Genomic DNA, 23287 nt, shown 5'->3' with positions numbered 1-23287 from the left:
CGCGAGCTCGGTATAGGCGGCGTCGATCGGCAGAGATCCCTTGATCTCGGAAGTCGGGATCGCATCGTGCCGCCCGGCCGGGCTGGTCGAATTCGGGGGCGGCGGAGGCTGGGCTGGCGGACATGCCGGTATCATTATGACGGCGGCAGAGCTGAGCAACGCAAAGCCGCGCAATGCTGGTTGCGCACTTATGTCGCGAGTGACTTCGCTGCCGCGGCGGCGCTACTCTGGTGGAGCGCCGCGGAAATACCACGCTGGGGAGGGGTATTTGGACGGAACGCCGAGTGAGGAAACGCAGGCGGATCCACAGGCCGTGGCGCCGGGCCAGGCCAATGCACCGCATGAGATCGAGCTCAAGCTGCGGGCTTCCCCCGAGATGATCGAGCGTGTGCGCCAGGCGCCGGTCATCGTTCAGAACGCTCGCAATCGCGGTGTCACCCGCAGGCTCGAAGCGATCTATTACGATACGCCCGATCGCCTGCTCGAGCGTCATGCCATCTCGTTGCGCGTCCGCCGCAGTGGACAGCACTATGTTCAGACCCTCAAGCGCGCCGCCTCGGGAAACCCGATCGCCCGCCATGAGTGGGAGACGCCTGCCCCCCTCGGAAAGCTCGACCTCGCGCAGCTGCCCATCGCCGAAATCGGAGATCCGCTCGGCGCACTTCGCGAAGAGATGCTGCAGCCGGTCTTCTCCAGCAAAGTGCGGCGGCGATTGCTGAAGCTCGAGCTGGATGGCGCGCTGATCGAGATCGCATTCGATGAAGGCGTGCTCGAAGCCGGTTCGCGCAGCCGGGCTCTCGCCGAGATCGAACTTGAGCTGAAGGCGGGCGATGCCGCCACGCTCTATGAACTTGGCCTATCGTTGCTCGACGTGGCTGCCCTGCAGATCGAGACCGCCAGCAAGGCAGAGCGCGGTTACAGGCTTGCCTTCGAAGCGGCACCTGCCGTCACAAAAGCTCCCCCGGTCCCCATTGTCGCGGATGACAATGTCGATGCAGCCATCGCCAAGATTCTCGGCCAGGGCTACGCGCATTTGCTGGCCAATCTCTCCGCCGTCGAGACGGGGGATGATCCCGACGGGGTCCATCAGATGCGGGTTGCCTTGCGCCGGCTGCGCACGGCCTTCTCGCTGTTCGACCGGGAGCTCGCTCCCCCGGCGCTTGCCCCGCTGGTCAGCGAAGCGAAGCGCCTGGCGCGCCTGTTGGGGCCTGCCCGCAATTGGGATGTCTTCCTGACGCAGACCCTGACCGGAATCGGGAAGACGCCGGTCTCGGATATCGACTGTTCCGGCCTTCGCAAACTGGCCGAACCGCTGCAGGCGCAAAGCTATGCCGCTATCCGCGAAAGGCTCGCAAGTCCGGAAGCCACCCGCTTCTTTCTCTCCTTCGGATGCCTGCTCGAGCGCCGTGGCTGGCGCAACGGCATTGCGAGCCCGGCCATGACCATTCTCGCGGAGCCGGTCTCCAGCCTGGCGCGTCGCGCGCTGGCGCGCAGCCACCGCAAATCGGTGAAGCGCGGCCGCCATTTCAAGCAAATGGGGGTGGAAGCGCGTCACGAGCTAAGGCTTTCGTTGAAGAAGCTGCGTTACACCACTGAGTTCTTCCTGCCGCTCCATGCCGATGACCCCGCTGCCGGGAAATACCTGAAGCGGATGGCCAGGCTCCAGGATGCGCTGGGCGCGGCCAACGATGCCGTGACGACGCAGCCCCTGCTCGACGAGATCAGGCGGTGCACCGACGCGCCCGGTCTGCATTATGCCACGGGCGCGATCATCGGCTGGCAGCGCCGCGAGCAGGTCGAGGCGGCCAAGGGCCTCTTGAGGAAATGGCGGAAGTTCGAAGCGACAAAGCCATTCTGGGAATGAGCGCTTGGCTGACGGCCTGTTCCCTTGCGGCTGCGGGATCCGTTGTGGTCGATGCAAAAAGAAAGGACCCGGCAGCTCTGCCTGCCGGGCTGTTCATTGATGGGCGCAATGTGAGCCGGATCGAAGGCCCGCCGAAGCTCAGGCCGCATCCAGCCCATAGAGCGAGTGCAGCGTCCGCACCGCGAGCTCGGTATAGGCAGCGTCGATCAGCACCGAGAACTTGATCTCGGAGGTCGTAATCGCGCGGATGTTGATGCCTTTCTCCGCCAGCGCGCGGAAGGCGCGGGCGGCGACACCGGCATGGCTGCGCATGCCGACGCCGATGGCGGAGATCTTCACCACATCGGTCGCGCCCTGCAGGCTCTGATAGGAGATGCTGTCGTGACGGCTCTCGAGCAGCGCCTTGGCGCGCTCGTAATCGGCGGTCGGGACGGTGAAGGTGATGTCCGTGGTCGCCTGGTCGTCCGAGACGACCTGGATGATCATGTCGACATTGATATTGGCGTCGGCGAGCGGGCCGAAGATGGCCGCGGCCACGCCCGGCTTGTCGGCGACACGCCGGAGCGTGATCTGGGCTTCGTCGCGCGAAAACGCGATGCCGGTGACGATCTGCTGTTCCACGATGTCGTCCTCGTCGCAGATGAGGGTGCCTGGATTGGGGTTGTCGGGGTCGTCGAAGGAGGAGCGCACATAGGTCGGCACGCGCTGGACCATGGCGATCTCGACCGAGCGCACTTGCAGCACTTTCGAGCCGAGCGAGGCCATTTCCAGCATCTCTTCGAAGGAGACCCTGTCCATGCGCCGCGCCTTCGGCACGACGCGCGGGTCGGTGGTGTAGACGCCGTCGACATCCGTATAGATATCACAGCGATCGGCCTTGAGGCCGGCGGCAAGCGCGACCGCGCTGGTATCGGAGCCGCCGCGCCCGAGCGTGACGACGCGGTTCGTCGTCGCGTGCACGCCCTGGAAGCCGGAACAGACCGCGATTTCGCGGTTGCGGTCGAACCCGGCGAGGATGCCGGCGCCGTCGACGCCCTCGATGCGGGCGGAGCCATGGGCGTCCGAACCGAAGATCGGGATTTGCCAGCCCTGCCAGGAGCGCGCCGGCAAGCCCATGGACTGCAGCACGATCGCCATCAGGCCGGACGTGACCTGCTCGCCGGATGCGACCACGGCGTCATATTCGGCATGGTCGTGCAGCGGTGCCGCCTCCTTGCACCACGCCACGAGCTCGTTGGTCTTGCCCGACATGGCGGAGACGACGACTGCGACCTCGTTGCCGGCGTCGAACTCGCGTTTGACGTGGCGGGCGGCATTCTTGATACGCTCGACAGTGGCGACGGAGGTTCCGCCGAATTTCATCACCAGACGGGCCATAGCGGTCCAAGGGCTCTCTAGAAACGCCCGGCGACGTGCCGGGACGAAAGGTCACCCTCGCGCCGGGCGAAGGGCGGGTGTAGATGACGGGCAGCACCGCAAGTGTCAATGCGGTCCGCGCCCGATTGGCACAAAGGGGGAATCACGCATGGCATCCGCAGCGTCTCAAACCGGCTCGACGATCGATGCTGCCGAGGTCGCGCGCTTCGATGCCATGGCCAGGACCTGGTGGGACCCGAAGGGCCCCATGGCCGTGCTGCACAAGTTCAATCCGGTGCGGCTCGGTTTCGTCAAGGATCTCGCCTGCGAACGCTTCGGCCGCGATCCGAAATCGTTGCGGGCGCTGGAGGGGCTGGCGCTGGTCGATATCGGCTGCGGCGGCGGCGTGCTGTCGGAGCCACTGGCACGGCTCGGCGCCGAGGTCACCGGGCTCGATCCCGCTCCGACCAATATCTCGGTCGCCCGCGCCCATGCCGAACGCGGCGGGCTTGCGATCGACTATCGCGAGACGACGATCGAGAGTCTCGTTGCCGAGGGTCGGCGCTTCGACATCGTGCTCGCCATGGAGGTGGTCGAGCATGTTGCGGATGTCGAGGCCTTCGTCGGCGCCTGCTGCGCGGCGGTGAAGCCCGGCGGGCTCCTGGTGATGGCGACGCTCAACCGCACGCTGAAATCCTATGCGCTGGCGATCGTCGGCGCCGAATATGTCCTGCGCTGGCTGCCCCGCGGCACGCATGACTGGGAGAAATTCGTTACGCCGGAGGAACTCGAGTCTGCGATCGCGCGCAACGGGCTGGAACTCGGCGAGAGCACCGGTGTGGCCTACAACCCTTTCACGGATCGCTGGTCGGCGTCGCGCGACATGGATGTGAACTACATGCTGGCGGCGGCGCGGCCGGCCTGAAGCATCGGCCCGAAAAGTGGATACCGGTTTTCGGGACAGCCGATGCAACCATAGAAGGTGAGGCCATCGGACCGGATACCGAGATTCGGTCCTATGGTTTAGCGGCCGCTCCCGCCAGTCGCTGCTCCAGGGCGTTCATGTCATTCAGGAACCACAGGGCCTGGCCCTGATTGGCCTCATGGACAAAATCGCGCAGCGCCTTACTTTCGGCGCTCCAGCGCGAGATGTCGCCGATGATCGCGAGCTGCAACCGGTAATTGACGAATTTCTGGGCGACTTCGCCGGCAAGACGCGTGCTGAGCCTGAAGAAATCGTCGCTCAGGCGCGCGACCGGGATCACGACCAGGCCCGCCTCTTCGGCCCAGGCCGCACCCAGAAATTCGCCGATGTCGCGCTCGCTGGCGAGCAAGGGGCCGTCTTCGGCGCATAGCAGCACGCGCCTGCCGCGAATTTCGATGGATCTGTCCATGCCGGCGATAGTCGAGACAGGGCGACCGCAAGACAAGCCCCGTCAGATCACCCGTTTGGCGACGCCGCCCGCCACAAGAGCGAGAATCCCGGCCGCAGCGGCGGCAATGGCAGTCGCCATCTGCCGGTCGACGATGACCACATAACCAAGCCGTCGCCACAGAATCGCGCCGAAGATGGCGCCGCCGACCAGGACGACGGCATTGGGAATGATTCCGAAGCCGTGGCCCCTGAGGATGCCGTCGGCGATCCAGCCCAGCAGCAGCGCGCAGCCGGCAGCGAAGCCAAGGAAGACCAGGAATTCCGGAAGTGGAAGGTCAGGAAGGCCGAGCAGCAGTAGCAATTGACGCATGGTCGATCGCTCCGGAGTATTTGCTGGCTGAAACTAGCATGGCTGTGTGCCGCTGGTCATGCCGGCCAGTGGTAATGAGGTTAAGATCGTCTGGAGATCACCGCAAGATTCATCGCGATGTGCACGAGGCTGTGCGAGCTTTACCTTCGGCCGAAAGCGTATCGATGGGTGTCCGAGCAGGCCCGGTCGAAGTCCGCGAGTCGCCCGAAAGGGCAAGCCGGGAATGCAATTGGAACACGAGCCGGGATTCGGACTTGTTTTTTGCAGTGCGACATAATTCCTTAGGAGGATAGCGCAGCGCAGCATCGAGCCGCATGATCGCCTCAACTCCGTCGGCCGCCCTTACGCGGCGCAAGGCGGCGAGGAAGACCAAGGGGAGAGAACCATGTCCAAGCCGCAGCCAGCTCCGCAACGCCCGCTCAAGGATCTCTACGAACTGAACGAGCTGCCGCCCCTCGGCCACGTCCCGGCCACCATGTACGCCTGGACCATCCGGCGCGAGCGCCATGGCCCGCCGCAGGAGAGCTTCCAGGTCGAGGTCGTGCCGACCTGGGCGATCGGCGAGGAAGAGGTGCTGCTGCTGGTGATGGCCGGCGGCGTCAATTATAACGGCATCTGGGCCGGTCTCGGCCAGCCGATCTCGCCCTTCGACGTCCACAAGGCGTCGCTCCACATTGCCGGCTCCGACGCGTCCGGCATCGTCTGGGCCGTCGGCTCCAAGGTGAAGCGCTGGAAGGTCGGCGACGAGGTCATCGTCCATTGCAACCAGGACGATGGCGACGACGAGGAGTGCAATGGCGGCGACCCGATGTTCTCGTCCTCCCAGCGCATCTGGGGCTACGAGACGCCGGACGGCTCCTTCGCCCAGTTCTGCCGGGTGCAGTCGCGCCAGTTGATGCTGAAGCCGAAGCACCTCTCCTGGGAGGAATCGGCCTGCTACACGCTGACGCTGGCCACCGCCTACCGCATGCTGTTCGGCCATGCTCCGCATACGATCAAGCCGGGCGACAATGTGCTGATCTGGGGCGCCTCGGGCGGCCTCGGCGTCTTCGGCGTGCAACTCTGCGCGGCCTCCGGCGCCAACGCCATCGGCGTGATCTCGGATGAGAGCAAACGCGACTACGTGCTCGGCCTCGGTGCCAAGGGCGTGATCAACCGCAAGGAGTTCAATTGCTGGGGCCAGATGCCCAAGGTCAATTCGCCGGAATATGCGGAATGGACCAAGGAGGCGCGCAAGTTCGGCAAGGCGATCTGGGACATCACCGGCAAGAAGGATGTCGATATCGTCTTCGAACATCCCGGCGAGGCGACCTTCCCGGTCTCCTGTCTCGTCGCCAAGCGCGGTGGGATGATCGTCTTCTGCGCCGGCACCTCGGGCTTCAACATCACCTTCGACGCCCGTTATGTCTGGATGCGGCAGAAGCGTGTGCAGGGCTCGCATTTCGCCCATCTCAAGCAGGCGAGCGCGGCCAACCAGTTCGTCCTCGACCGGCGCGTCGACCCCTGCATGTCCGAGGTCTTTCCCTGGGACAAGATCCCGCTCGCCCACCACAAGATGTGGAAGAACGAGCACGCTCCGGGCAACATGGCCGTGCTGGTCTATGCTCCGCGCACCGGCCTGCGGAATTTCGACGATGTCGCGGAGGCGCTTGGCGGCTGAGGCCGCGCGCGGGCCGGCAACGGCTCCGTTATGACCACTGCGCTGGCCTGATCGGGAGAAGCGCCCGCGTCCGGCCCGATGCGTCGCGTGCAGCCCCGGCCGGCTAGCGCGCCAACAAATGTTTCGACTACGGTGACGCAAGGCTCGCATCCGCAACGGATTCGGCCGGGACGCTTCGCGACGGCTGACCCTTGCTCCCTGAAGCGCCCGCAAGACTGGCAGGTGAGATTCATGGCGCTTCATCGTTTCGTCCCGAATTCCTATTCCAATGTCATGGCGACCCTGCCCCCGGTCCTCACGGTGGCCAGCGGCGACACGATCGTGACGACGACGCTCGATGCCGCCGGCATCGACCATGAGGGCGTCCAGCGTGCCCCGCGGGGCAACCCGATGACCGGTCCATTCGGCGTCGCGGGCGCCGAGCCTGGCGATGCGCTGGTCGTGACGATCGACAGGATGAGCCCGAACCGCAAGACCGGCTGGACCTATTCGCCCGTCTCGCAGCAGGTGGTCGATCCGCGCACGGTGGCCGAGCTGCCGAAGAGCGAGCGCTTCGAATGGGCGATCGATGCCGAGAAGGGCACGGTCAGCCTGATCGGCGGCTCGGAGCGCATCTCGGGCTGGAGCTTTCCGCTGGCACCGATGATCGGCTGTTTCGGCGTGGCTCCGGCCGGCGGCCAGGCGATCTCGACGGCGACGAGCGGCTCCTATGGCGGCAACATGGACTATCGCCGCTTCGGGCCGGGCGCGCGCATTGCTTTCCCCGTTTCCGAGACGGGCGGACTGTTCTTCCTGGGGGATGGCCATGCCTGCCAGGGCGATGGCGAGATCGTCGGCACCGGCATCGAGACCAGCTTCGAGATCGAATTCACCTTGCATCTGCGCAAGAATGCGCCGGGCCGGTGGCCGCGCTGCGAGACCGCGACCGAGATCATGACGCTCGCCAGCGGCCGCCCGCTCGATCAGCCGCTCCAGTTCGCCACGACCGAGATGATCCGCTGGATCGTCGACGACCTCGGCGTCGACGCCGTCGAGGCCAGCCATCTGCTCGGCCAACTGGTGCGTTACGACGTCGCCAACATCTTCAATCCGGCCTATTGCGTGGCCTGCCGGCTGGAAAAGAACGACATCACCAGGGCGATGTCGCTGCTCGGCAAGTGATGGCGGCGATGCGGCGCCCGGCTGGCAGCACACGGCAACAAAGGTCGGGCAAGGGCTCAGCGGGACTGCAGCAGCTTGCGATAAAACACCACGCGCTCGGTTTCCTCGAAACCGAGCGCGTCATGCGTCTGCTGCGAGACGGCATTGGAGAGGTCAGTGTCGGAGGCGAGTTCGACGCAGCCATGGCGCTTGGCCCAGGTCTCGACGGCCGCGCAAAGCGCGCGGGCGACGCCGTGACGGCGCCAGCCGGGCTCGACATGGATCCCTTCGAGGAAGCCGACGGGCGAAGTCTCGCAGCCATTGACGTAGTCGTGACGGAGGGCGGCCTCGGCGAGGCCGATGGCTGCGCCTGCATCGTTCCGCGCGATGAACGCGGTATCGCTGGGGCTTTCGAGAATGCCGACAGCCTCATCGCGATGTTCCTGCGCCGTCGAATCCGGCCACAGCGCCAGGCGCAGCCTGACCCAGTCCTCCAGCATCCCGTCCGTGCAGGTTTCGATCAGCATCGGGGCAGCCAAGTCCCCTTAGCTCCCGGACCGGCAACGCCGCGGCTGCGCTCGCCGGTCACGACGCCGGGCGCTCCAGCATGGTGTAAGCACCATCCTTGTAGATGGTGCTTCCGAAGGGCCGGTAGCCGAACTTTTCCGCCAGGCGCAGCGAGGCGGCATTCTCGGGGTTGATGATGCAGACGGTACGGGCAGGGGCGTGCGCGCGGGCAAGCCAGTCATGGCTTGCCGCGACGGCCTCGGCTGCCAGGCCCCGGCGATGCGTCGAGCGCGCCATGATCCAGGAGGCTTCCGGGACGTCGTCGAAACGCTCGCCCAGGCCGCGGTGGAAATCGGCGAGGCCGACATCGCCGATCAGTTTCCCGCTTGCCTTGTCGAAGACGGCGAACATGCCGTAGCCGAGCAGCGACCAGTGGCCGGCATAGCGCAGCAGCCTGTTCCAGCCATCCTCCCGCGACAAGTGCGGCACGGCAATGAACCGGAACAGCTCCCGGTCCGAGAACATCGCGTACCAGGGTTCGAAATCCTCCAGCGCATGAGGGCGCAGGAGCAGGCGTGGCGTCTCGATCATGGGCGGACAGAAAGCAGCAGCGCCACTCCGCGTCAACGCGGGAGCGCTGGAGATTGCCCTACAGCCCCGCGATCGCCTCGCCGGGATCGGCCCTTGGCGCTCTCGCGATCGCGAAGGCGGCGTTCAGCTCCGCGCCATAGAGGAAGATCGCGGCGAGCCAGTACAGGAAGACGAGCGCGATCATCGCCGTCGCAAGGCCGGCATAGGTCGTGACATAGGCGCCTGCAAAACTGTCGAGATACCAGCCGAAGGCGAGGCCGCCGACGAGCCAGAAGGCGAGGGTGACGAGAACGCCGGGCCAGAGCGTCCGGATATGCGGGGCACGGGCCGGCAGCGTGCTGTGCGCGACGATCAGCGCCAGCACGATCAGCATGGTCGCGCCAGTGACGCGCAGGAAGCTGAGCAGGAAGGAGAGCGGCGCCAGCCAGGGCGCAAAGCCGATCAGCCAGCGCAGCACCAGCGGCCCGAGCACCACGAGAAACGCGAAGGAGAGCATGAACACGGCGCCGCCGATCACGTAAAGGATCGATTCCAGCCGCGTATGCCACCAGGCCCGCCATTCATAGGCCTCATAGGCGCGGTTGAGGCCGATGCGCAGCGCCTCGACGCCCGACGACGAGAAATACAGCGCCAGCAGCGCGCCGAAGGTCAGTGCATCGCTGCGGACCGCCGTCAACACCGAGCGCACCTCTAGCGCTATCGGGATGGCGATCTCCTTCGGCCAGGCTTCGAGCAGCAGCGCCGTCGCTTCGTCGGCCGCATTCTGCGTGCCGAAGACGCCGCCGAGCGCGGTCAGCAGGATCAGGAAGGGAAAGAGCGACATCAGCACGGAGAGCGCGATATGGCTGGCGATCGCCCATGAATCATGGGCGACGAAGCGCTCGAAAGCGAGGGCAGGGACGGAGATCAGCGACATATGGAGATCAGCGACATGCGGAGACTCGGACGAGCGGGCGCCGATTGTGACCTCAACATGCTTCGCCGTCATCCAGGGTCCGTGTTCGATCCATTCGGAACCAGCCCTAGCTGGTGCGGCACGACGCATTCGTTCCCTCGCCCGGACATGCCGTCCCGGCGTCGCCGGACGGCGACAAGCGCTTGCGGCGGGCTTATCAGGGCGATCAGCGAAAGCCGGTCCCCATGCTCGAATCGCCCCTGTTCCTGCGCGTCATCCCGCTCGTCTTCACGCTTCTCTGGTCGAGCGGCTGGATCGTTGCCGGCTATTCCGCGCGCTATGCCGATCCGCTGACCTTCCTGGTCGTGCGCTATGCCTGTGCCGGCCTGCTGCTCATCGGCCTGGCGCTCGCCGTCGGTGCGCCCTGGCCGAAGGGAAGGCGCGCGATCATCGACTGCATCGTGACCGGAGTCCTGCTGCACGCCGTCTATCTCGGCGGCGTCTGGTGGGCGGTGCGCCATGGTCTGCCGGCAGGGGTTTCCGGCCTGATTGCCGGCCTTCAACCCGTGCTGACGGCTCTGTTTTCGCCAGTCCTGGTCGGCGAACGCATCTCGCCGGTGCGCTGGGCCGGGATTCTCTGCGGTTTCCTCGGCATCGCACTGGTGCTTGAGCCGAAGCTGGTCGGCGTCGAGCCGCAGGCGCTTGCGGGCATCCTGCTGCCGGTCGCCGTCAATATCGTCGCGATGTTCGCGGTGACCTTCGGCTCCTTCTATCAGAAGAAGCGCATCGTCACCGGCGATCTGCGCACCGTGACCGCCTGGCAGTACACCGCGGCCTTCCTCGTCACGCTGCCCATCGCCTATGCGCTCGAACCGATGCGGATCGAGTGGAACCTGACCATGGTCCTGGTGCTGGCCTGGTCGGTCCTGGCGCTCTCGCTCGGCGGAATCGGGCTCTATCTCTGGCTGATCCGGCGTGGCGAGGTCTCGCGCACCGCGACCTTCCTCTATCTCGTGCCGCCAGCCGTAGCGGTCGAGGCCTGGCTGCTCTTCGGCGAGACGCTGACGCCGCTCCAGCTCGTCGGCATGGCGGTGGCGGTGCTGGGCGTCGTGCTGGCCAGTCGGAAATGATCTGGCCCCCAGCCGAAAGGTGAATTTCGGATTCTCCGAATTCTCTCCTATGCTGCGTCGCAACAAAGGGAGAGAGATCATGAGCGCCAACGTCGCCCGCAACTCCGAAGCCCCTGGCTCCGCCGTCGAATTGATCGGTGCCGCGCTGCCGGGCTTCGAGACGCTGCTGGACCAGGCGATCGCCGCGGTACGCCAGAAGGTGCTGGTCGACGGCAAGATCTCGTCATTGAGGCTCGAGGCCGAGCAGCATGCTGCGCATGGCCTGTCCTGGCTCGCGACCTATGTCATGGCGCTGCGCGAGATGAAGGCCTATGGCGAGCGCCTGCAGGCGCAAGACCGCTACGGCGCCACCGAGGATTATGCGCTGCGCGTCGGCGCCGGCGAATATGCAGCCCAGATCTTTGGCGGCATCCCGATGAGCCAGGGCGAGATCGTCCGGCTCGCGGCGCTCGGCCTTGGCCAGAAGGCGATCGCCGCCGCCCGCGGCGAAGCGGCGGAAACCCTGATCAGCGAGGGCAACACGCCGGAAAACCGCGCGCGCCTCGTCGCCCTGTTCAGCCAGTCGCAGGGGCTTGCCAGCGTCGGCGATCCCGGTCTCGACGAGACCCTGGAAGCGATCCGCTCCGAGATGCGCCGCTTCTGCGAGGCGGAGGTGACGCCGCATGCGCATGAATGGCATCTGGAGAACCAGTACATCCCGATGCCGGTCGTCGAGAAAATGGCCGAGCTCGGCGTCTTCGGCCTGACCATCCCCGAGGAATTCGGCGGCATGGGCCTCAGCAAGGTCTCGATGTGCGTCGTCTCGGAGGAGCTTTCGCGCGGCTATATCGGCGTCGGCTCGCTCGGCACCCGCTCCGAGATCGCGGCCGAGCTCATCCTCTGCGGCGGCACGCCGGAGCAGAAGGCGCATTGGCTGCCTAAGATCGCCGCGGGCGAGACCTTGCCGACAGCCGTCTTCACCGAGCCCAATACCGGCTCCGACCTCGCGTCGTTGCGCACCAGGGCGGTGAGGGACGGCGATGTCTTCAGGGTCCATGGCAACAAGACCTGGATCACCCATCCCGTTCGCGCCGACATCATGACGCTGCTTGTCCGCACCGACCCGGACGCACCGGGCTATCGCGGCCTCTCCATGCTGATTGCCGAAAAGCCGCGCGGCACGGACGAAGAGCCGTTCCCGGTTGCCGGGCTGACCGGCGGCGAGATCGAGGTGCTCGGCTATCGCGGGATGAAGGAATACGAGCTCGCCTTCGACGGTTTCGAGGTCAAGGCCGACAATCTGCTCGGCGGCGTCGAAGGCCAGGGCTTCAAGCAGCTCATGCAGACCTTCGAGGCGGCCCGCATCCAGACCGCGGCGCGCGCCATCGGCGTGGCGCAATCGGCCTTCGATCTGGGTCTGCGCTATGCGCAGGAGCGCATCCAGTTCGGCAAGCCGCTGATCGCCTTCCCGCGCGTCGCCGACAAGCTCGCGATGATGGCGGCCGAAATCCTGATCGCCCGCCAGCTCACCTATTTTGCCGCCCGCGAGAAGGACGCCGAGCGCCGCTGCGATCTGGAAGCCGGCATGGCCAAGCTGCTCGGCGCCCGTGTCGCCTGGGCCGCAGCCGATAATGCGCTGCAGATCCATGGCGGCAACGGCTTTGCGCTGGAATACCCGATCAGCCGTGTCCTCTGCGACGCCCGCATCCTGAACATCTTTGAAGGCGCAGCGGAAATTCAGGCGCAGGTGATCGCGCGACGGCTGATCGAGGGCTGAGACCACTGGGCGGACTTGGCGTCGCCGGCGTCGCGGGCGGAGAAGGGCTCGTCCAGAAGCATCAGCCGCGGCAGCGGGCGAACGCACGGGCCAGCGCGACGCGCTGCTGCTGGCCGCCGGACAACGGGTGAGGGCGCCTGTCGGCCCTGCTGCGCGGCAGTTCGACGGTGTCCATCAGCTCTGTAATGCGCGCGCCCCCGGTCGGCCTGGTTCCGCGTCAGGCCGAGGTTTTATCAAAGCAGGCGATACTTCACGAATCCGTCTCCGCCATCACCCGCGGCTTGCGCCTTCAGATGATCCGGCATTTTTCCTGCTGCCGTGGGTGAGGTCACGAAAGTGACGTTCACGCCGGCCGGAAGTGCGACCAGCGACCAGTTGTCATCGGCCTTGGGTTCGATCGTCTTCCTCTCGATGATGTAGCGTATGATCACGTCGCGGTTGAGATCGGGCGCCTCCAGCACCACGGTCGTCCTGGTGCCGGGAAAGTTGCCGCCGCCCGAGGCGCGATAGTTATTGGTCGCGATGATGAACTCGGCCTGGTCGTCGATCGGCTTGCCGGCATAGGCGAGGTCGACGATGCGGCGTGCGTCGCGCGCGACCAGCGCGCCACTGCCATCATAGCGCGAGGGCTGCATGACATCGATCCGGTAGGTCACGCCGTCGATCACATCGAAATTGAAGGCGGGGAAACCGGGGTCGATCAGCGGCTGCTCCTCGGTCTTGCCCGGGTCGATGCGGTTGAAGATGCCGGCCGAGCGCTCCAGCCACTCGCGGACCTCAGCGCCGGTGACCTTCACCACCTGCACGGAGTTCGGGTACAGGTAGATGTCGGCGACGTTCTTGATCGCGATCGGCCCGGCCGGGATATCCGTGTAGAAACTCGGTCCCGCGCGCCCGCCGGACTTGAAGGGCGCGGCCGCGGAAAGCACGGGCAGCGCCTTCCACTGTGTCTGCGCCATCAGGCCCTTCACATAGGCAGTCTGTGCCTCGGCCACGATCTGGACCGAGGGATCGTCCGCGACCAGCGCGAAATAGCTGTTGATCGGGCTCGCGGTGGAGCCGACCGGCTCGCGCATATAGATCAGCGTCGCCTCGTGATCGGCCTTCACGGTCGCAAGCACGGATTGTTCGGTGGCCGCCTTCGACACGATCTTGCGGTCCGGCATGCGCTCGAAGATCGGGCGCGGCTCGACCTTGAAGGCGGCAACCGTCCAGCGCCCGTCGCGCTTTTCCAGTTCGAGATCGATCAGTCCGAGATGCGAACCCCAGAAGCCGGGCTGGCAGGCCGGCTTGCCATGCAGCGAGCCCGCCTTGTTGTCGACCCCCTCGATGCCGTCAAAGGCCTTGCCGCCGGGGAAGACGAGATGCTGGTGGCCGGTCAGGATCACGTCGATGCCATCGAGCCTGGCGAGATGCAGTGCCGCATTCTCCTCCATGCCCTTGCGAACGCCGCCTGCGATGCCGGAATGACAAAGCGCGACGACGAGATCGGGACCGGCCCTGAGCAGGTCGGGCAGATGCTTGCGGGCGGCATCGACGATGTCGGTTGCCACCAGCTTGCCGTCCAGATTGCCCTTGTCCCATTGCATGATCTGCGGTGGCACGAAGCCGATCACGCCGATCTTGAGGAGCTGCTTCTGGCCGGCCTCGTCCTCGAAGCTCTGGTCGAGCATGATCCAGGGGTCGAGCAGCGGTGTGCCTTCGGGGCGCGTGACATTGGCGCAGACCAGCGGGAATTCCGCCTTGGCGAGGCCGTTCTCGAGGAATGGGAGACCGTAATTGAACTCGTGATTGCCGAGCGTGCCGCAGGCATAGGGCAGGGCGTTCATGGCGGCGAGCATCGGGTGCGTCTCGCCGGGTTTCAGCCCCTTCTTGTAGGCGATGAAGTCGCCGAGCGAGGAACCCTGCAGGAAGTCGCCATTGTCGAACAGGATGCTGTTCCTGGCCTCCGCCTGCGCCAGCTTGATCAGGCTCGCCGTCTTGGCGAGGCCGACCGTGTCGTCGGCCGCATCGCGAAAATAGTCGTAGGGTACGACGTTGACGTGGAGATCGGTTGTCTCCAGCACGCGCAGCCTGAGCTTCGCAGGGCTCTGCGCGGCGAGGCTGGTAGGCAGCGTCGCTGCGGCGGCCATGGTCGCTCCGGCCTTCAGGGTTTCACGGCGGCTGAATTCGGTTGCGCGTAACATCGGACCCAGCCCCTGGATATCTGTTCTGAACAGCGTGGAGGCTAGAGCATGCTGCGAAAAAGTGGCAACGGTTTTTCGCATAAAGCATGCTCTAAACTATTAGAGTCGATCACGTTTTCTGCTTTTGGACGATTTCGTCCAAAAGCAGCGTGATCTTGAGCATCGGCCCGAAAAGTGGATTGCGGTTTTCGGGGGCAAAGCCGATGCAATCACAAAAGGCTGGATCATCGGACCGGATACGATATCCGGTCCGATGATCCAGCATTGTGCCGGGCGCATGGCACGCCCAGGATGCGGGCTGCTTGCAGCTCTCCCGCCTCGCTTGCCTGCAAGCGCAGGCAGATGGCAGGCTTCGCCAGGAGGTGCCCGCATGATCCTGATCGGCCAGTATGATTCCCCCTTCGTTCGGCGCGTCGGCATCGCATTGACGCTGTACGAACTGCCCTTCGAGCATCGGCCATGGTCGGTCTTCGGCGATGCCGACAAGATCCGGCCCTACAACCCGCTGACGCGCGTACCGACGCTCGTGCTGGATGACGGCCTCGTGCTGGTCGAAAGCCACGGTATTCTCGACTATCTCGATGGTCTTGTCGCAGCCGAACGCCGGCTCTTTCCGGTCACGGAGCCTGCCCGGCATCGGGCGCTCAGAGTCGCCGGGCTGGCGATGGGCTTCGCCGAGAAGGCCGTCAGCCTGTTCTACGAGTTGAAGCTGCATCAGGAAGTCTCGCAGGTCTGGGCCGAGCGCTGCCGCGCCCAGATCATCGCGACGCTGTCCGTCCTGGAAGCGGAGCGCAGCCGGCCGAGTGGAGATGACGGGTTCGCCGGGCGCATCGGCCACGCCGATATCGCCATCGCGGTGGCCTGGCGCTTCCTGATCGAGGCCCATCCCGGGATCGCCTCGGCCAACGATTACCCGACGCTTGCGGGTGAGGCCGCGCGGCTGGAAGCGCTGCCGGTCTTTCAGGCTATCGCGCAGCCCTTCATTCCCCCGGCCTGATCGCTACACAGCGCGGCTGACGCCTTCCATGCGCACCCGGCCATCGGACCCTTCGGTCCAGGCCGCGATGCCGCCATCAGGCAGGCGCTTAGCCTTCACCAGGAAGTCATCGCCTGCGATCAGGGGCGCGACGCCACGGTAATCCAGCCTGATCGGCTCGCCGCCCGACAGCGTCGCGATGATGTTGAGCAGCAGCGTCGCCTGGATCGGCCCGTGCACGACGAGGCCGTCATAGCCCTCCTCGCTCGTCACATAGGGATGGTCGTAGTGGATGCGATGGCTGTTGAAGGTGATGGCGGAATAGCGGAACAGGAAGACCGGCGAACTCGCGACCTGCCAGACCAGATCGGCGGCCCGCGGTTCTTCCGGCGCCGGTGCAGGTGAGGCGGCTGCATCCGGTTTCGCGGCCTCGCGGTAGACGATGTTGTGGCGCTCGCGGAGCGCGACGCCGCGCGGCGTGACAAGCTCGTGGTCGACGGCGACGAAGCAGAGCGGCCCCGTGCGGCCCTGCTTGTACGAGATGTCGCCGATCACCGAGCGGCGCGTGACCTCGTCGCCCGTGCGCAGCGGCGCAACGGTCTCGATCGTTCCACCTGCCCACATCCGGCGCGGCAGCGGCACGGGTGGCAGGAACTCGCCCTTTGCGGCATGGCCATCGACGCCGATCGCGCCCATCGGTGCGATCGGTGGGGCCAGGCACCAGTGCAGGGCAAGCGGTGCCTCGCCCTCGGCATAAGGCGCCAGATGCGGCGCGAAGGTCGCCTCGAAGCTCCGCACCAGACGCGGTGTGACGAGGTCGGCGGCCTCCTCGGTCCTGCCGGTCCAGCGCTTCAGGGCGTCAAGATCGATGCTCATCTCAGTAGGACCTCGGCATGCCCAACACATGTTCGGCGAGATAGGACAGGATCAGGTTCGTCGAGATCGGCGCGACCTGGTAGAGCCGTGTCTCCCGGAACTTGCGCTCGATGTCGTACTCCTCGGCGAAGCCGAAGCCGCCATGGGTCTGCACGCAGGCATTGGCCGCTTCGAACGAGGCATCGGCCGCCAGCATCTTCGCCATGTTGGCTTCCGCCCCGCAATCCTGGCCCTGCTCGTAGAGCCGCACCGCCTCGCGCACCATCAGCTCGGCGGCGCGCATATTCGCGTAGGCTTTCGCGATCGGGAACTGGACACCCTGGTTCTGGCCGATCGGCCGGCCGAAGACCTGCCTCTCCCTGGCATAGCCCGATGCTTTCTCGATGAACCATTTCGCGTCGCCGACGCATTCGGCGGCAATCAGGATGCGCTCGGCATTCATGCCCGACAGGATGTAGCGAAAGCCCTTGCCCTCCTCGCCGATCAGGTTTTCGGCGGGCACGCGGACATTGTCGAAGAACACCTCGGTCGTGGCATGGTTCATCATCGTGCGGATCGGCCGGATGGTGAGCCCGGCCTTCAGCGCCTCCTGCATGTCGAGGATGAAGACCGAGAGCCCGTCCGTGCGCTTGGCGACCTGGTCGCGTGGCGTCGTGCGCGCCAGGAGCAGCATCAGGTCGGACTGCGCGGCGCGGCTCGTCCAGATCTTCTGCCCGTTGACGACGTAGTGGTCGCCATCGCGCCGGGCGAAGGTGCGCAGCGACGTGGTGTCGGTGCCGCTCGTCGGCTCGGTGACGCCAAAGGCCTGCAGCCGCAAGGCGCCGGACGCGATCCTGGGGAGGTAGCTTTGCTTCTGCTCGGCCGAACCGTGGCGGAGCAGCGTGCCCATGATGTACATCTGGGCGTGGCAGGCGCCGCCATTGCAGCCCTGCCGCTGGATCTCCTCCATGATCACGGTCGCGGCCGAAAGCGGCAGGCCGGCCCCGCCATACTCCTCCGGGATCAGCGCCGAGAGGAAGCCGCTTTCGGTCAGCGCGCTGACGAAGGCGGTGGGATAGGCCATCTCGCGGTCGAGCTTGCGCCAGTACTCGCCGGGGAAGCCGGCACAGAGCTTTGCGACGGCGTCGCGGATCTCGGCGTGATCGGGATCTTGCATGGCGTGCTGCTTGTCTCAGGCGGAAGGGGCGGCGGCTGCCACGGCGAATTCGGCCCGCAGCGCGGCTTCATGCTCGCCGAGTTCCGGCACGCGCCGCATCGCCGCCCGCCTGCCGTCGACGATGGCCGGAGGGGCCAGAACCTCGATCGGACCCGCCGGCGTCTCGACGGTAAGCGTCGTTGCAGCCGGGTGGGTGATCAGGTCGCCGACGCTCGACACCGTGCCATAGGCGATTGCGGCCCGGTCGAGTGCGGCGGTGACGGCGGCAAAGGGCCTCGCGATCAGGATCGCCTGGATCGCGGCGTCGAGGGCTGCCCGTTCACGGACACGCAGCACATTGCTGGCGAAGCGCGGGTCGTTGGCCAGGGCCTCGTCCTGAAGCACCTCGCGCGCCAGGACCTGCCATTCGCGCTCGCTCTGCACCGCGAGAAGCACGTTGCCGTCGGCGAGCTCGAAGACGCCATAGGGCGCGATCGAGGGATGGGCGAGGCCAAGGCGTGGCGGCTCGATCCCGCCATAGCGCCGGGTCAGATAGGGCACGTTCATCAGGTCGGCGATGGTGTCGAACAGCGAGAGCGCGATCTGCGAGCCTTCGCCGGTGCGGGCGCGCCGAAGCAGCGCCTCGAGAATCGCGGCATAGGCGGCGTTCCCGGTGGCGATATCGGCGATGGAGACACCGATCCGCGTCGGCCCGGAGCTTTCGTTGCCGGTGATCGAGGACAAGCCGGCTTCGGCCTGGATCAGCAGGTCATAGGCCTTGCGCGTGTAATGCGGCGTGCCGGGCGCATAGCCCGAGACATCGCAGGTGATCAGGCGCGGGTGGCGCTTGCGCAGCTCGGCACTGCCGATACCGAGGCGGCCGGTCGCGCCGGGGGCGAGGTTCTGGATGAAGACATCGGCCCTGGCCAGCATCGCCTCGACCATGGCGAGGTCGTCGGGCTGCTTCAGGTCGACGCGGCAGGACTCCTTGCCGCGATTGATCCAGACGAAATAGGAGGACAGGCCATTGGCGTAGTCGTCATAGCCGCGCGAGAAGTCGCCCTCCGCCCGTTCGAGCTTGATGACACGCGCGCCCGCATCGGCCAGCCGGCAGGTCGCCACCGGCACGGCGACGGCCTGCTCCAGCGCCACGACCAGGATTCCTTCGAGAGCATTCGTCATCACGTCTAGCCGTTTGGTCTTGTCCTGCGGGCGAAACGGGCCTTTCGAGCCGCGCAAGTCAAATAGAGTTTTGCGATGGCATCCATAGCGCGGTGATCCGAACGCGTCGGGCGGGCGGACTATAGAAAATCGCTATGGCCTTCATCGCTTTATTCTTCTTGTCGGCCTCTTTCGCCTATGCGCCCCTTTCGGCCCCGGGAGACGCGCCGCCGCAAGAGCGCGCCCCAGCGCAATGAGGGAGACGCATCATGGTGAGGATGAAATGGGCGGCGGCGCTCGCCGCTGCTGCGATGCTCGGCGCGCCGGCGCTGGCGCAGGACAAGCCGAAGGAGCTCGTGGTCGGCATCGCGACCTTCCTCTCCGGCCCGGCCTCGGTCTTCGGCGTGCCTGGCAAGAACGCGGCCGATCTGCTGATCGAGGAGCTGAACGCCAAGGGCGGCGTCCTCGGCGTGCCGGTGAAGCCGGTCTATGTCGACGAGGGCGCTGGCACGAACCAGCTCCTCTCGGAATACCGCCGTGTCGTGCAGGAACAGGGCGCGCAGGTGATGTTCGGCGCGATTTCGAGCGGCAGCTGCAATGCGCTCGCCCCCGTCGCGGAGGATCTCAAGGTCGTCAACGTGATGTGGGATTGCGGCACGCAGACCATCTTCGAGGACGGCAAGTGGAAATACTCGGTGCGCACCCAGGCTCATGCCGGCGCCGAGATGATGTCGACCCTGCTCTACCTGATGAAGTCCAAGCCGGACTTCAAGACGATCGCGGTGGTCAACCAGGACTATGCCTGGGGGCGCGAATCCTGGGCCCTGTTCCAGGCCGGCCTGAAGGCGCTGAAGCCCGACGTGAAGGTCGTCGCCGAGCTCTTCCCGAAATTCGGCGCTCCCGACTTCTCGACCGAGATCACGCGCCTCTCGGCCCTGCGGCCGGATGTCGTGCTCTCGACCTCCTGGGGCGGCGATCTCGACACCTTCGTCCAGCAGGCGGCGGCGCGCGGCCTGCTCAAGCAGTCGACCTTCGTGCTGCCGCTCGCGGAGAGCTCGCTGGAGCGCCTCGGCAACGTCCTGCCCGAGGGCGTGATCATCGGCGGGCGCGGCGACCATTACTGGCTGCACCCCAAGCACAAGAACTCGCCCGAGATGCTGTCCTTCGTGAAGAAGTACAAGGACAAGACCGGCGTCTACCCGATCTATCCGACCTTCCACATGGCGCAGGCCGTGATCGGGCTCGCCAAGGCCTATGAGAAGGCCGGGCAGGCCGCGGGCGAGAAATGGCCGAGCAAGGAGCAGGTGATCGCGGCCTTCGAAGGGCTCGAGTTCAAGAGCCTGACCGGGACGGTCTCGATCCGTTCGGACCACCAGGGCCTCGAGGACCAGCTGCTCGGCACCACCAAGCGCGTGCCGGACTATCCCTTCGCCGTCTACGACAAGATGGCGCTCTATCCCGGCAAGCTGGTGACGACGCCGCTCGGCGAGAAGTCGCTGGAATGGTTCGCCAAGGTCAAGCCGGACCTGGTGACGGACAAGTCGATCGAGACCTTCGATTATTCGAAGTGACCGCCTCGCACTGGCCTTTGTCGTCATTGCGAGCGCAGCGAAGCAATCCAGAGCCTCGCGCCACGTCTCCTGGATTGCTTCGTCGGCTGCGCCTCCTCGCAATGACGGCTGCGCGTTGAAACAAAATCTGAAGAACGGACGGCATGCCTCCTGAAATGCTCCTTCTCGCGGCGCTCGACGGCCTCGCCTACGGCTCGCTGATCTTCCTGGTCGCGGTCGGGCTGTCGCTGATCTTCGGCGTGCTCGGCGTCCTCAACGTCGCCCATGGCAGCTTCTATGCGATCGGCGCCTATGTCGCGGCCGCCGGCGTGCTGGCCATGACCGGGATGGGGTTGCCGGCCTGGCTGGCCTTTCCCTTCTTCATCGTCGCGGCAGTGCTCGTCGGCGTCGTCGCCGGCGGGCTGGTCGAGTCCCTGCTGCTTCGGCGGATCTACGGCAAGGAGGAGGTGCTGCAGCTCCTCGTCACCTTCGCCGTCTTCATGATCCTCGAGGACGCGCAGAAGGTCGTCTTCGGCGTGCAGCCCTATTTCGCCAATGCGCCGATGAACTGGCTCGGCACCGTCGAGGTCTTCGGCATCTTCTATACCCAGTACCAGCTCATCCTGATCCCGGCCGTGGCGCTTCTCGTGCTGGTGGGCTTGCGCCTCTTCCTGCGCCGCACCGCCTTCGGCCGTGCCATCGTGGCGGTGACCCAGGATCGCGAGGCAGCGACCGCGATGGGGATCGACGCGACGCGGGTCTACCTGATCACCTTCATCATCGGGGCTTCGCTCGCCGCCCTTGGCGGCGCACTCTCCTCGGCCACGACCTCGCTGACCCCGGGCATCGGCTCGGGCATGATCGTGCTCTCCTTCGCGGTCGCGGCCACCGCCGGGCTCGGCCGCATCGAGGGCGCGGCGGTCGCCGCCTTGCTGATCGGGCTCGGCCGCTCGGTCGCCGTCTATTTCGCGCCCGAATTCGATGTGCTGATCCCCTATCTGATCATGGTCGCCGTGCTGCTGATCAAGCCCGAGGGCCTGTTCACCACCGTACAGACGAGGAAGGTGTGATGGCCCGCCAGCTCATCATCGGCGCGGGCCTGCTCGCTGCGCTCATCATCTTCCCGCTGCTCTCGCCCTGGTCGACGGTCATCCTCACCGTCGCGCTCTGCGAGGGGCTGGCGGCGCTCGGCATCCTCGTGCTGCTGCGGGCCGGGCAGGTCTCCTTCGGCCATGGGCTCTATTTCGCCTTCAGCGCCTATGTCGTCGCCTTCATGGCGGCGGCCCGCTTCGGCCATGAGGTGTTGATCCTCGTGCCGGTCGCAACCGCGGCCTCGGGGCTGCTCGCGGCCCTGGTCGGGCTCTTCGTCGTGCGTTACCGGGCGATCTTCTTCGGCATGCTGAACCTCGCCATCTCGATGGTGTTCTTCTCGCTGCTGGAGAAGCTGTTCTCGATCACGGGCGGCGCCGACGGCAAGCGCGTGCCGCGCCCGACGCTCGCCGGCATCAGCCTCGAGCGCGCCGAATTCGAGCTCTGGATCTTCTACATCACGCTGGGCCTGGCCGTTCTCGCGGCGCTCAGTGTCGCGCGCTATCTCGTCTCGCCCGGCGGCAAGGCGCTGGAGGCGATCAAGTCGAACGAGACACGGCTCGAATATCTCGGCGTCTCCAGCCGCAAGGTGCTCTTCGGCGCCTATGTGCTGTCGGGCCTGCTGGCCGGGCTCGGCGGGGCGGTCATTGCGCTGGTCTCCGGCCATGTCACGCCGGAGCTGGCCTATTGGGTCCGCTCGGGCGAGTTCGTCTTCATCGCCATCCTGGGCGGGGTGGGCGGCGTCGTCGGCCCCTTCCTCGGGGCGTTGATGTTCCAGATCATCCGGGGCTATGCGGCGGTCTATGCGCCCGAGACCTGGCATGCGGTGCTCGGCGTGATGCTCCTCGTCATCATCTTCTTCGCGCCGAACGGGCTCTATGGCCTGATGACGGGCCGCAAGCCGGCGGGGACGGGCCAATGAACGCACTCATCCTCGAAGCCCGGGACCTCGAGCTGCGCTTCGGCGGCGTGCAGGCCGCGAATGGCGCGAGCCTCAAGGTCCACGCCAATGAGCGCATCGCGATCATCGGCCCCAACGGCGCCGGCAAGACCACCTTCATCAATCTCTGCACCGGCTATCTCAAGCCGCAGTCAGGCCGTGTGCTCTTCGCGGGCCGAGACATCACGGCGCTCTCGCCGCGCGCCATCACCCGGCTTGGCGTCGGTCGCTCCTTCCAGATCCCGCAGCTCTTCCTCGAGAACACGGTGATCGAGAACCTGTTGCTGGCGCTCAGCGCCCGGGAGGGAACGTGGTCGCCCTTCCTCAGGCTCGACCGCCATCCGAAGACCGAGGAGATGTGGGCGCTGCTCGACATCGTCGGATTGAAGGATACCGGCCGCCGCATCGTACGCGAGCTGCCCGAGGGCATGCGCAAGCTCATCGACATCGCGGTCGCGCTCGCGCTCGAGCCAAGGCTGATCTTCATGGACGAGCCGACCAGCGGCGTCTCCAGCCACGAGAAATTCCAGGTGATGGATACGCTCACCCGCGCGCTCGATGCGCGTGCCACCACCGCCATCTTCGTCGAGCACGACATGGATGTGGTCGCGCGCTACGCCAGCCGCGTCGCCGTCTGGGCCGGCGGGCGCATTGCCCATGAGGGCACGCCCGACGACATCCTGAACCATCCCGAGGTCCGCGAGACCGTCATCGGCGTGGGAGTCTGATC

21 protein-coding genes and 1 pseudogene are annotated in these 23287 nt (G+C 66.0%); 11 read left to right on the top strand and 11 right to left on the bottom strand.

What is annotated here, in order from left to right:
* Positions 1-268 precede the first annotated feature (268 nt).
* The gene (locus FG93_RS15910; protein WP_043236027.1) at positions 269-1864 is read left to right on the top strand and encodes a CYTH and CHAD domain-containing protein; all 1596 of its coding nucleotides are present in this window, start codon (positions 269-271) and stop codon (positions 1862-1864) included.
* Positions 1865-2002: 138 nt separating this feature from the next.
* Here FG93_RS15910 and FG93_RS15905 read toward each other — a convergent pair whose 3' ends face one another.
* Positions 2003-3241 carry an aspartate kinase gene (locus tag FG93_RS15905; protein ID WP_043236024.1) on the bottom strand — a complete coding sequence of 413 codons (1239 nt, stop codon included), beginning with the start codon at positions 3239-3241 and terminating at the stop codon, positions 2003-2005.
* Between the two features lie 148 nt (positions 3242-3389).
* Between FG93_RS15905 and ubiG the strand changes: the two genes are divergently transcribed.
* Positions 3390-4145 carry a bifunctional 2-polyprenyl-6-hydroxyphenol methylase/3-demethylubiquinol 3-O-methyltransferase UbiG gene (ubiG, locus tag FG93_RS15900; protein WP_043236022.1) on the top strand — a complete coding sequence of 252 codons (756 nt, stop codon included), beginning with the start codon at positions 3390-3392 and terminating at the stop codon, positions 4143-4145.
* 91 nt (positions 4146-4236) lie between these two features.
* Here ubiG and FG93_RS15895 read toward each other — a convergent pair whose 3' ends face one another.
* Complete coding sequence (locus tag FG93_RS15895; RefSeq protein WP_043236020.1) at positions 4237-4614, bottom strand: DUF4180 domain-containing protein; 378 nt, start codon at positions 4612-4614, stop codon at positions 4237-4239.
* A 42-nt stretch (positions 4615-4656) separates the two neighbouring features.
* Complete coding sequence (locus tag FG93_RS15890) at positions 4657-4965, bottom strand: hypothetical protein (RefSeq protein WP_043236018.1); 309 nt, start codon at positions 4963-4965, stop codon at positions 4657-4659.
* 385 nt (positions 4966-5350) lie between these two features.
* Between FG93_RS15890 and ccrA the strand changes: the two genes are divergently transcribed.
* Positions 5351-6625, top strand: a complete 1275-nt coding sequence (gene ccrA, locus FG93_RS15885) for a crotonyl-CoA carboxylase/reductase (protein ID WP_043236016.1) — start codon at positions 5351-5353, stop codon at positions 6623-6625.
* Positions 6626-6856: 231 nt separating this feature from the next.
* Complete coding sequence (locus tag FG93_RS15880) at positions 6857-7786, top strand: acetamidase/formamidase family protein (protein WP_043236015.1); 930 nt, start codon at positions 6857-6859, stop codon at positions 7784-7786.
* A gap of 56 nt (positions 7787-7842) precedes the next feature.
* On the opposite strand, the gene aac(6') is transcribed toward FG93_RS15880, so the two are convergent.
* The 3 genes from aac(6') to FG93_RS15865 are packed head-to-tail and all read right to left on the bottom strand — an operon-like array spanning position 7843 to position 9851.
* Positions 7843-8292, bottom strand: a complete 450-nt coding sequence (gene aac(6'), locus FG93_RS15875; RefSeq protein ID WP_052513827.1) for an aminoglycoside 6'-N-acetyltransferase — start codon at positions 8290-8292, stop codon at positions 7843-7845.
* Positions 8293-8350: 58 nt separating this feature from the next.
* Entirely contained in the window at positions 8351-8863 is a 513-nt protein-coding gene (locus FG93_RS15870) for a GNAT family N-acetyltransferase (protein WP_043236012.1), read from the bottom strand.
* Positions 8864-8921: 58 nt separating this feature from the next.
* The gene (locus tag FG93_RS15865) at positions 8922-9851 is read right to left on the bottom strand and encodes a YihY/virulence factor BrkB family protein (protein WP_052513826.1); all 930 of its coding nucleotides are present in this window, start codon (positions 9849-9851) and stop codon (positions 8922-8924) included.
* 152 nt (positions 9852-10003) lie between these two features.
* On the opposite strand from FG93_RS15865, the gene FG93_RS15860 reads away from it, so the two are divergent.
* Complete coding sequence (locus tag FG93_RS15860; protein ID WP_043236111.1) at positions 10004-10888, top strand: DMT family transporter; 885 nt, start codon at positions 10004-10006, stop codon at positions 10886-10888.
* 79 nt (positions 10889-10967) lie between these two features.
* Positions 10968-12644 carry an acyl-CoA dehydrogenase family protein gene (locus FG93_RS15855; protein WP_043236010.1) on the top strand — a complete coding sequence of 559 codons (1677 nt, stop codon included), beginning with the start codon at positions 10968-10970 and terminating at the stop codon, positions 12642-12644.
* Positions 12645-12673: 29 nt separating this feature from the next.
* On the opposite strand, the pseudogene FG93_RS33615 reads toward FG93_RS15855, so the two are convergent.
* Positions 12674-12789: pseudogene (locus tag FG93_RS33615) on the bottom strand (ATP-binding cassette domain-containing protein); the annotation flags it as partial.
* 88 nt (positions 12790-12877) lie between these two features.
* Positions 12878-14830 carry a bifunctional 2',3'-cyclic-nucleotide 2'-phosphodiesterase/3'-nucleotidase gene (locus FG93_RS15850; RefSeq protein WP_043236007.1) on the bottom strand — a complete coding sequence of 651 codons (1953 nt, stop codon included), beginning with the start codon at positions 14828-14830 and terminating at the stop codon, positions 12878-12880.
* A gap of 370 nt (positions 14831-15200) precedes the next feature.
* Between FG93_RS15850 and FG93_RS15845 the strand changes: the two genes are divergently transcribed.
* On the top strand, positions 15201-15827 hold the full coding sequence (locus tag FG93_RS15845) for a glutathione S-transferase family protein (RefSeq protein ID WP_043236006.1): 627 nt from the start codon (positions 15201-15203) through the stop codon (positions 15825-15827).
* Positions 15828-15830: 3 nt separating this feature from the next.
* On the opposite strand, the gene FG93_RS15840 is transcribed toward FG93_RS15845, so the two are convergent.
* Genes FG93_RS15840 through FG93_RS15830 form a run of 3 tightly spaced genes read right to left on the bottom strand, consistent with a single transcriptional unit; the run spans position 15831 to position 18999 of the window.
* Positions 15831-16682: a MaoC family dehydratase N-terminal domain-containing protein gene (locus FG93_RS15840; protein WP_043236004.1), complete on the bottom strand. Its 852-nt coding sequence runs from the start codon at positions 16680-16682 to the stop codon at positions 15831-15833.
* A 1-nt stretch (position 16683) separates the two neighbouring features.
* The gene (locus FG93_RS15835) at positions 16684-17838 is read right to left on the bottom strand and encodes an acyl-CoA dehydrogenase family protein (RefSeq protein ID WP_043236002.1); all 1155 of its coding nucleotides are present in this window, start codon (positions 17836-17838) and stop codon (positions 16684-16686) included.
* Positions 17839-17853: 15 nt separating this feature from the next.
* The gene (locus FG93_RS15830) at positions 17854-18999 is read right to left on the bottom strand and encodes a CaiB/BaiF CoA-transferase family protein (protein WP_043236001.1); all 1146 of its coding nucleotides are present in this window, start codon (positions 18997-18999) and stop codon (positions 17854-17856) included.
* A gap of 248 nt (positions 19000-19247) precedes the next feature.
* Between FG93_RS15830 and FG93_RS15825 the strand changes: the two genes are divergently transcribed.
* The 4 genes from FG93_RS15825 (at position 19248) to FG93_RS15810 (ending at position 23285) form a co-directional block, all read left to right on the top strand.
* A complete protein-coding gene (locus tag FG93_RS15825) occupies positions 19248-20549 on the top strand; it encodes an ABC transporter substrate-binding protein (RefSeq protein ID WP_043235999.1) in 1302 nt (433 codons plus the stop codon).
* Positions 20550-20692: 143 nt separating this feature from the next.
* Positions 20693-21598 carry a branched-chain amino acid ABC transporter permease gene (locus FG93_RS15820; RefSeq protein WP_043235997.1) on the top strand — a complete coding sequence of 302 codons (906 nt, stop codon included), beginning with the start codon at positions 20693-20695 and terminating at the stop codon, positions 21596-21598.
* A complete protein-coding gene (locus FG93_RS15815) occupies positions 21598-22539 on the top strand; it encodes a branched-chain amino acid ABC transporter permease (protein ID WP_043235995.1) in 942 nt (313 codons plus the stop codon). The genes FG93_RS15820 and FG93_RS15815 overlap by 1 nt, the downstream gene beginning before the upstream one ends.
* Complete coding sequence (locus FG93_RS15810; protein ID WP_043235994.1) at positions 22536-23285, top strand: ABC transporter ATP-binding protein; 750 nt, start codon at positions 22536-22538, stop codon at positions 23283-23285. Before FG93_RS15815 ends, FG93_RS15810 begins: the two co-directional genes overlap by 4 nt.
* Positions 23286-23287: the final 2 nt, after the last annotated feature.

Source organism: Allobosea sp. LC85 (genome assembly GCF_000735605.1).
In the GTDB taxonomy this organism is placed as follows: Bacteria; Pseudomonadota; Alphaproteobacteria; order Rhizobiales; family Beijerinckiaceae; genus Allobosea.
This window is presented reverse-complemented; position numbering and strand designations above follow the sequence as displayed.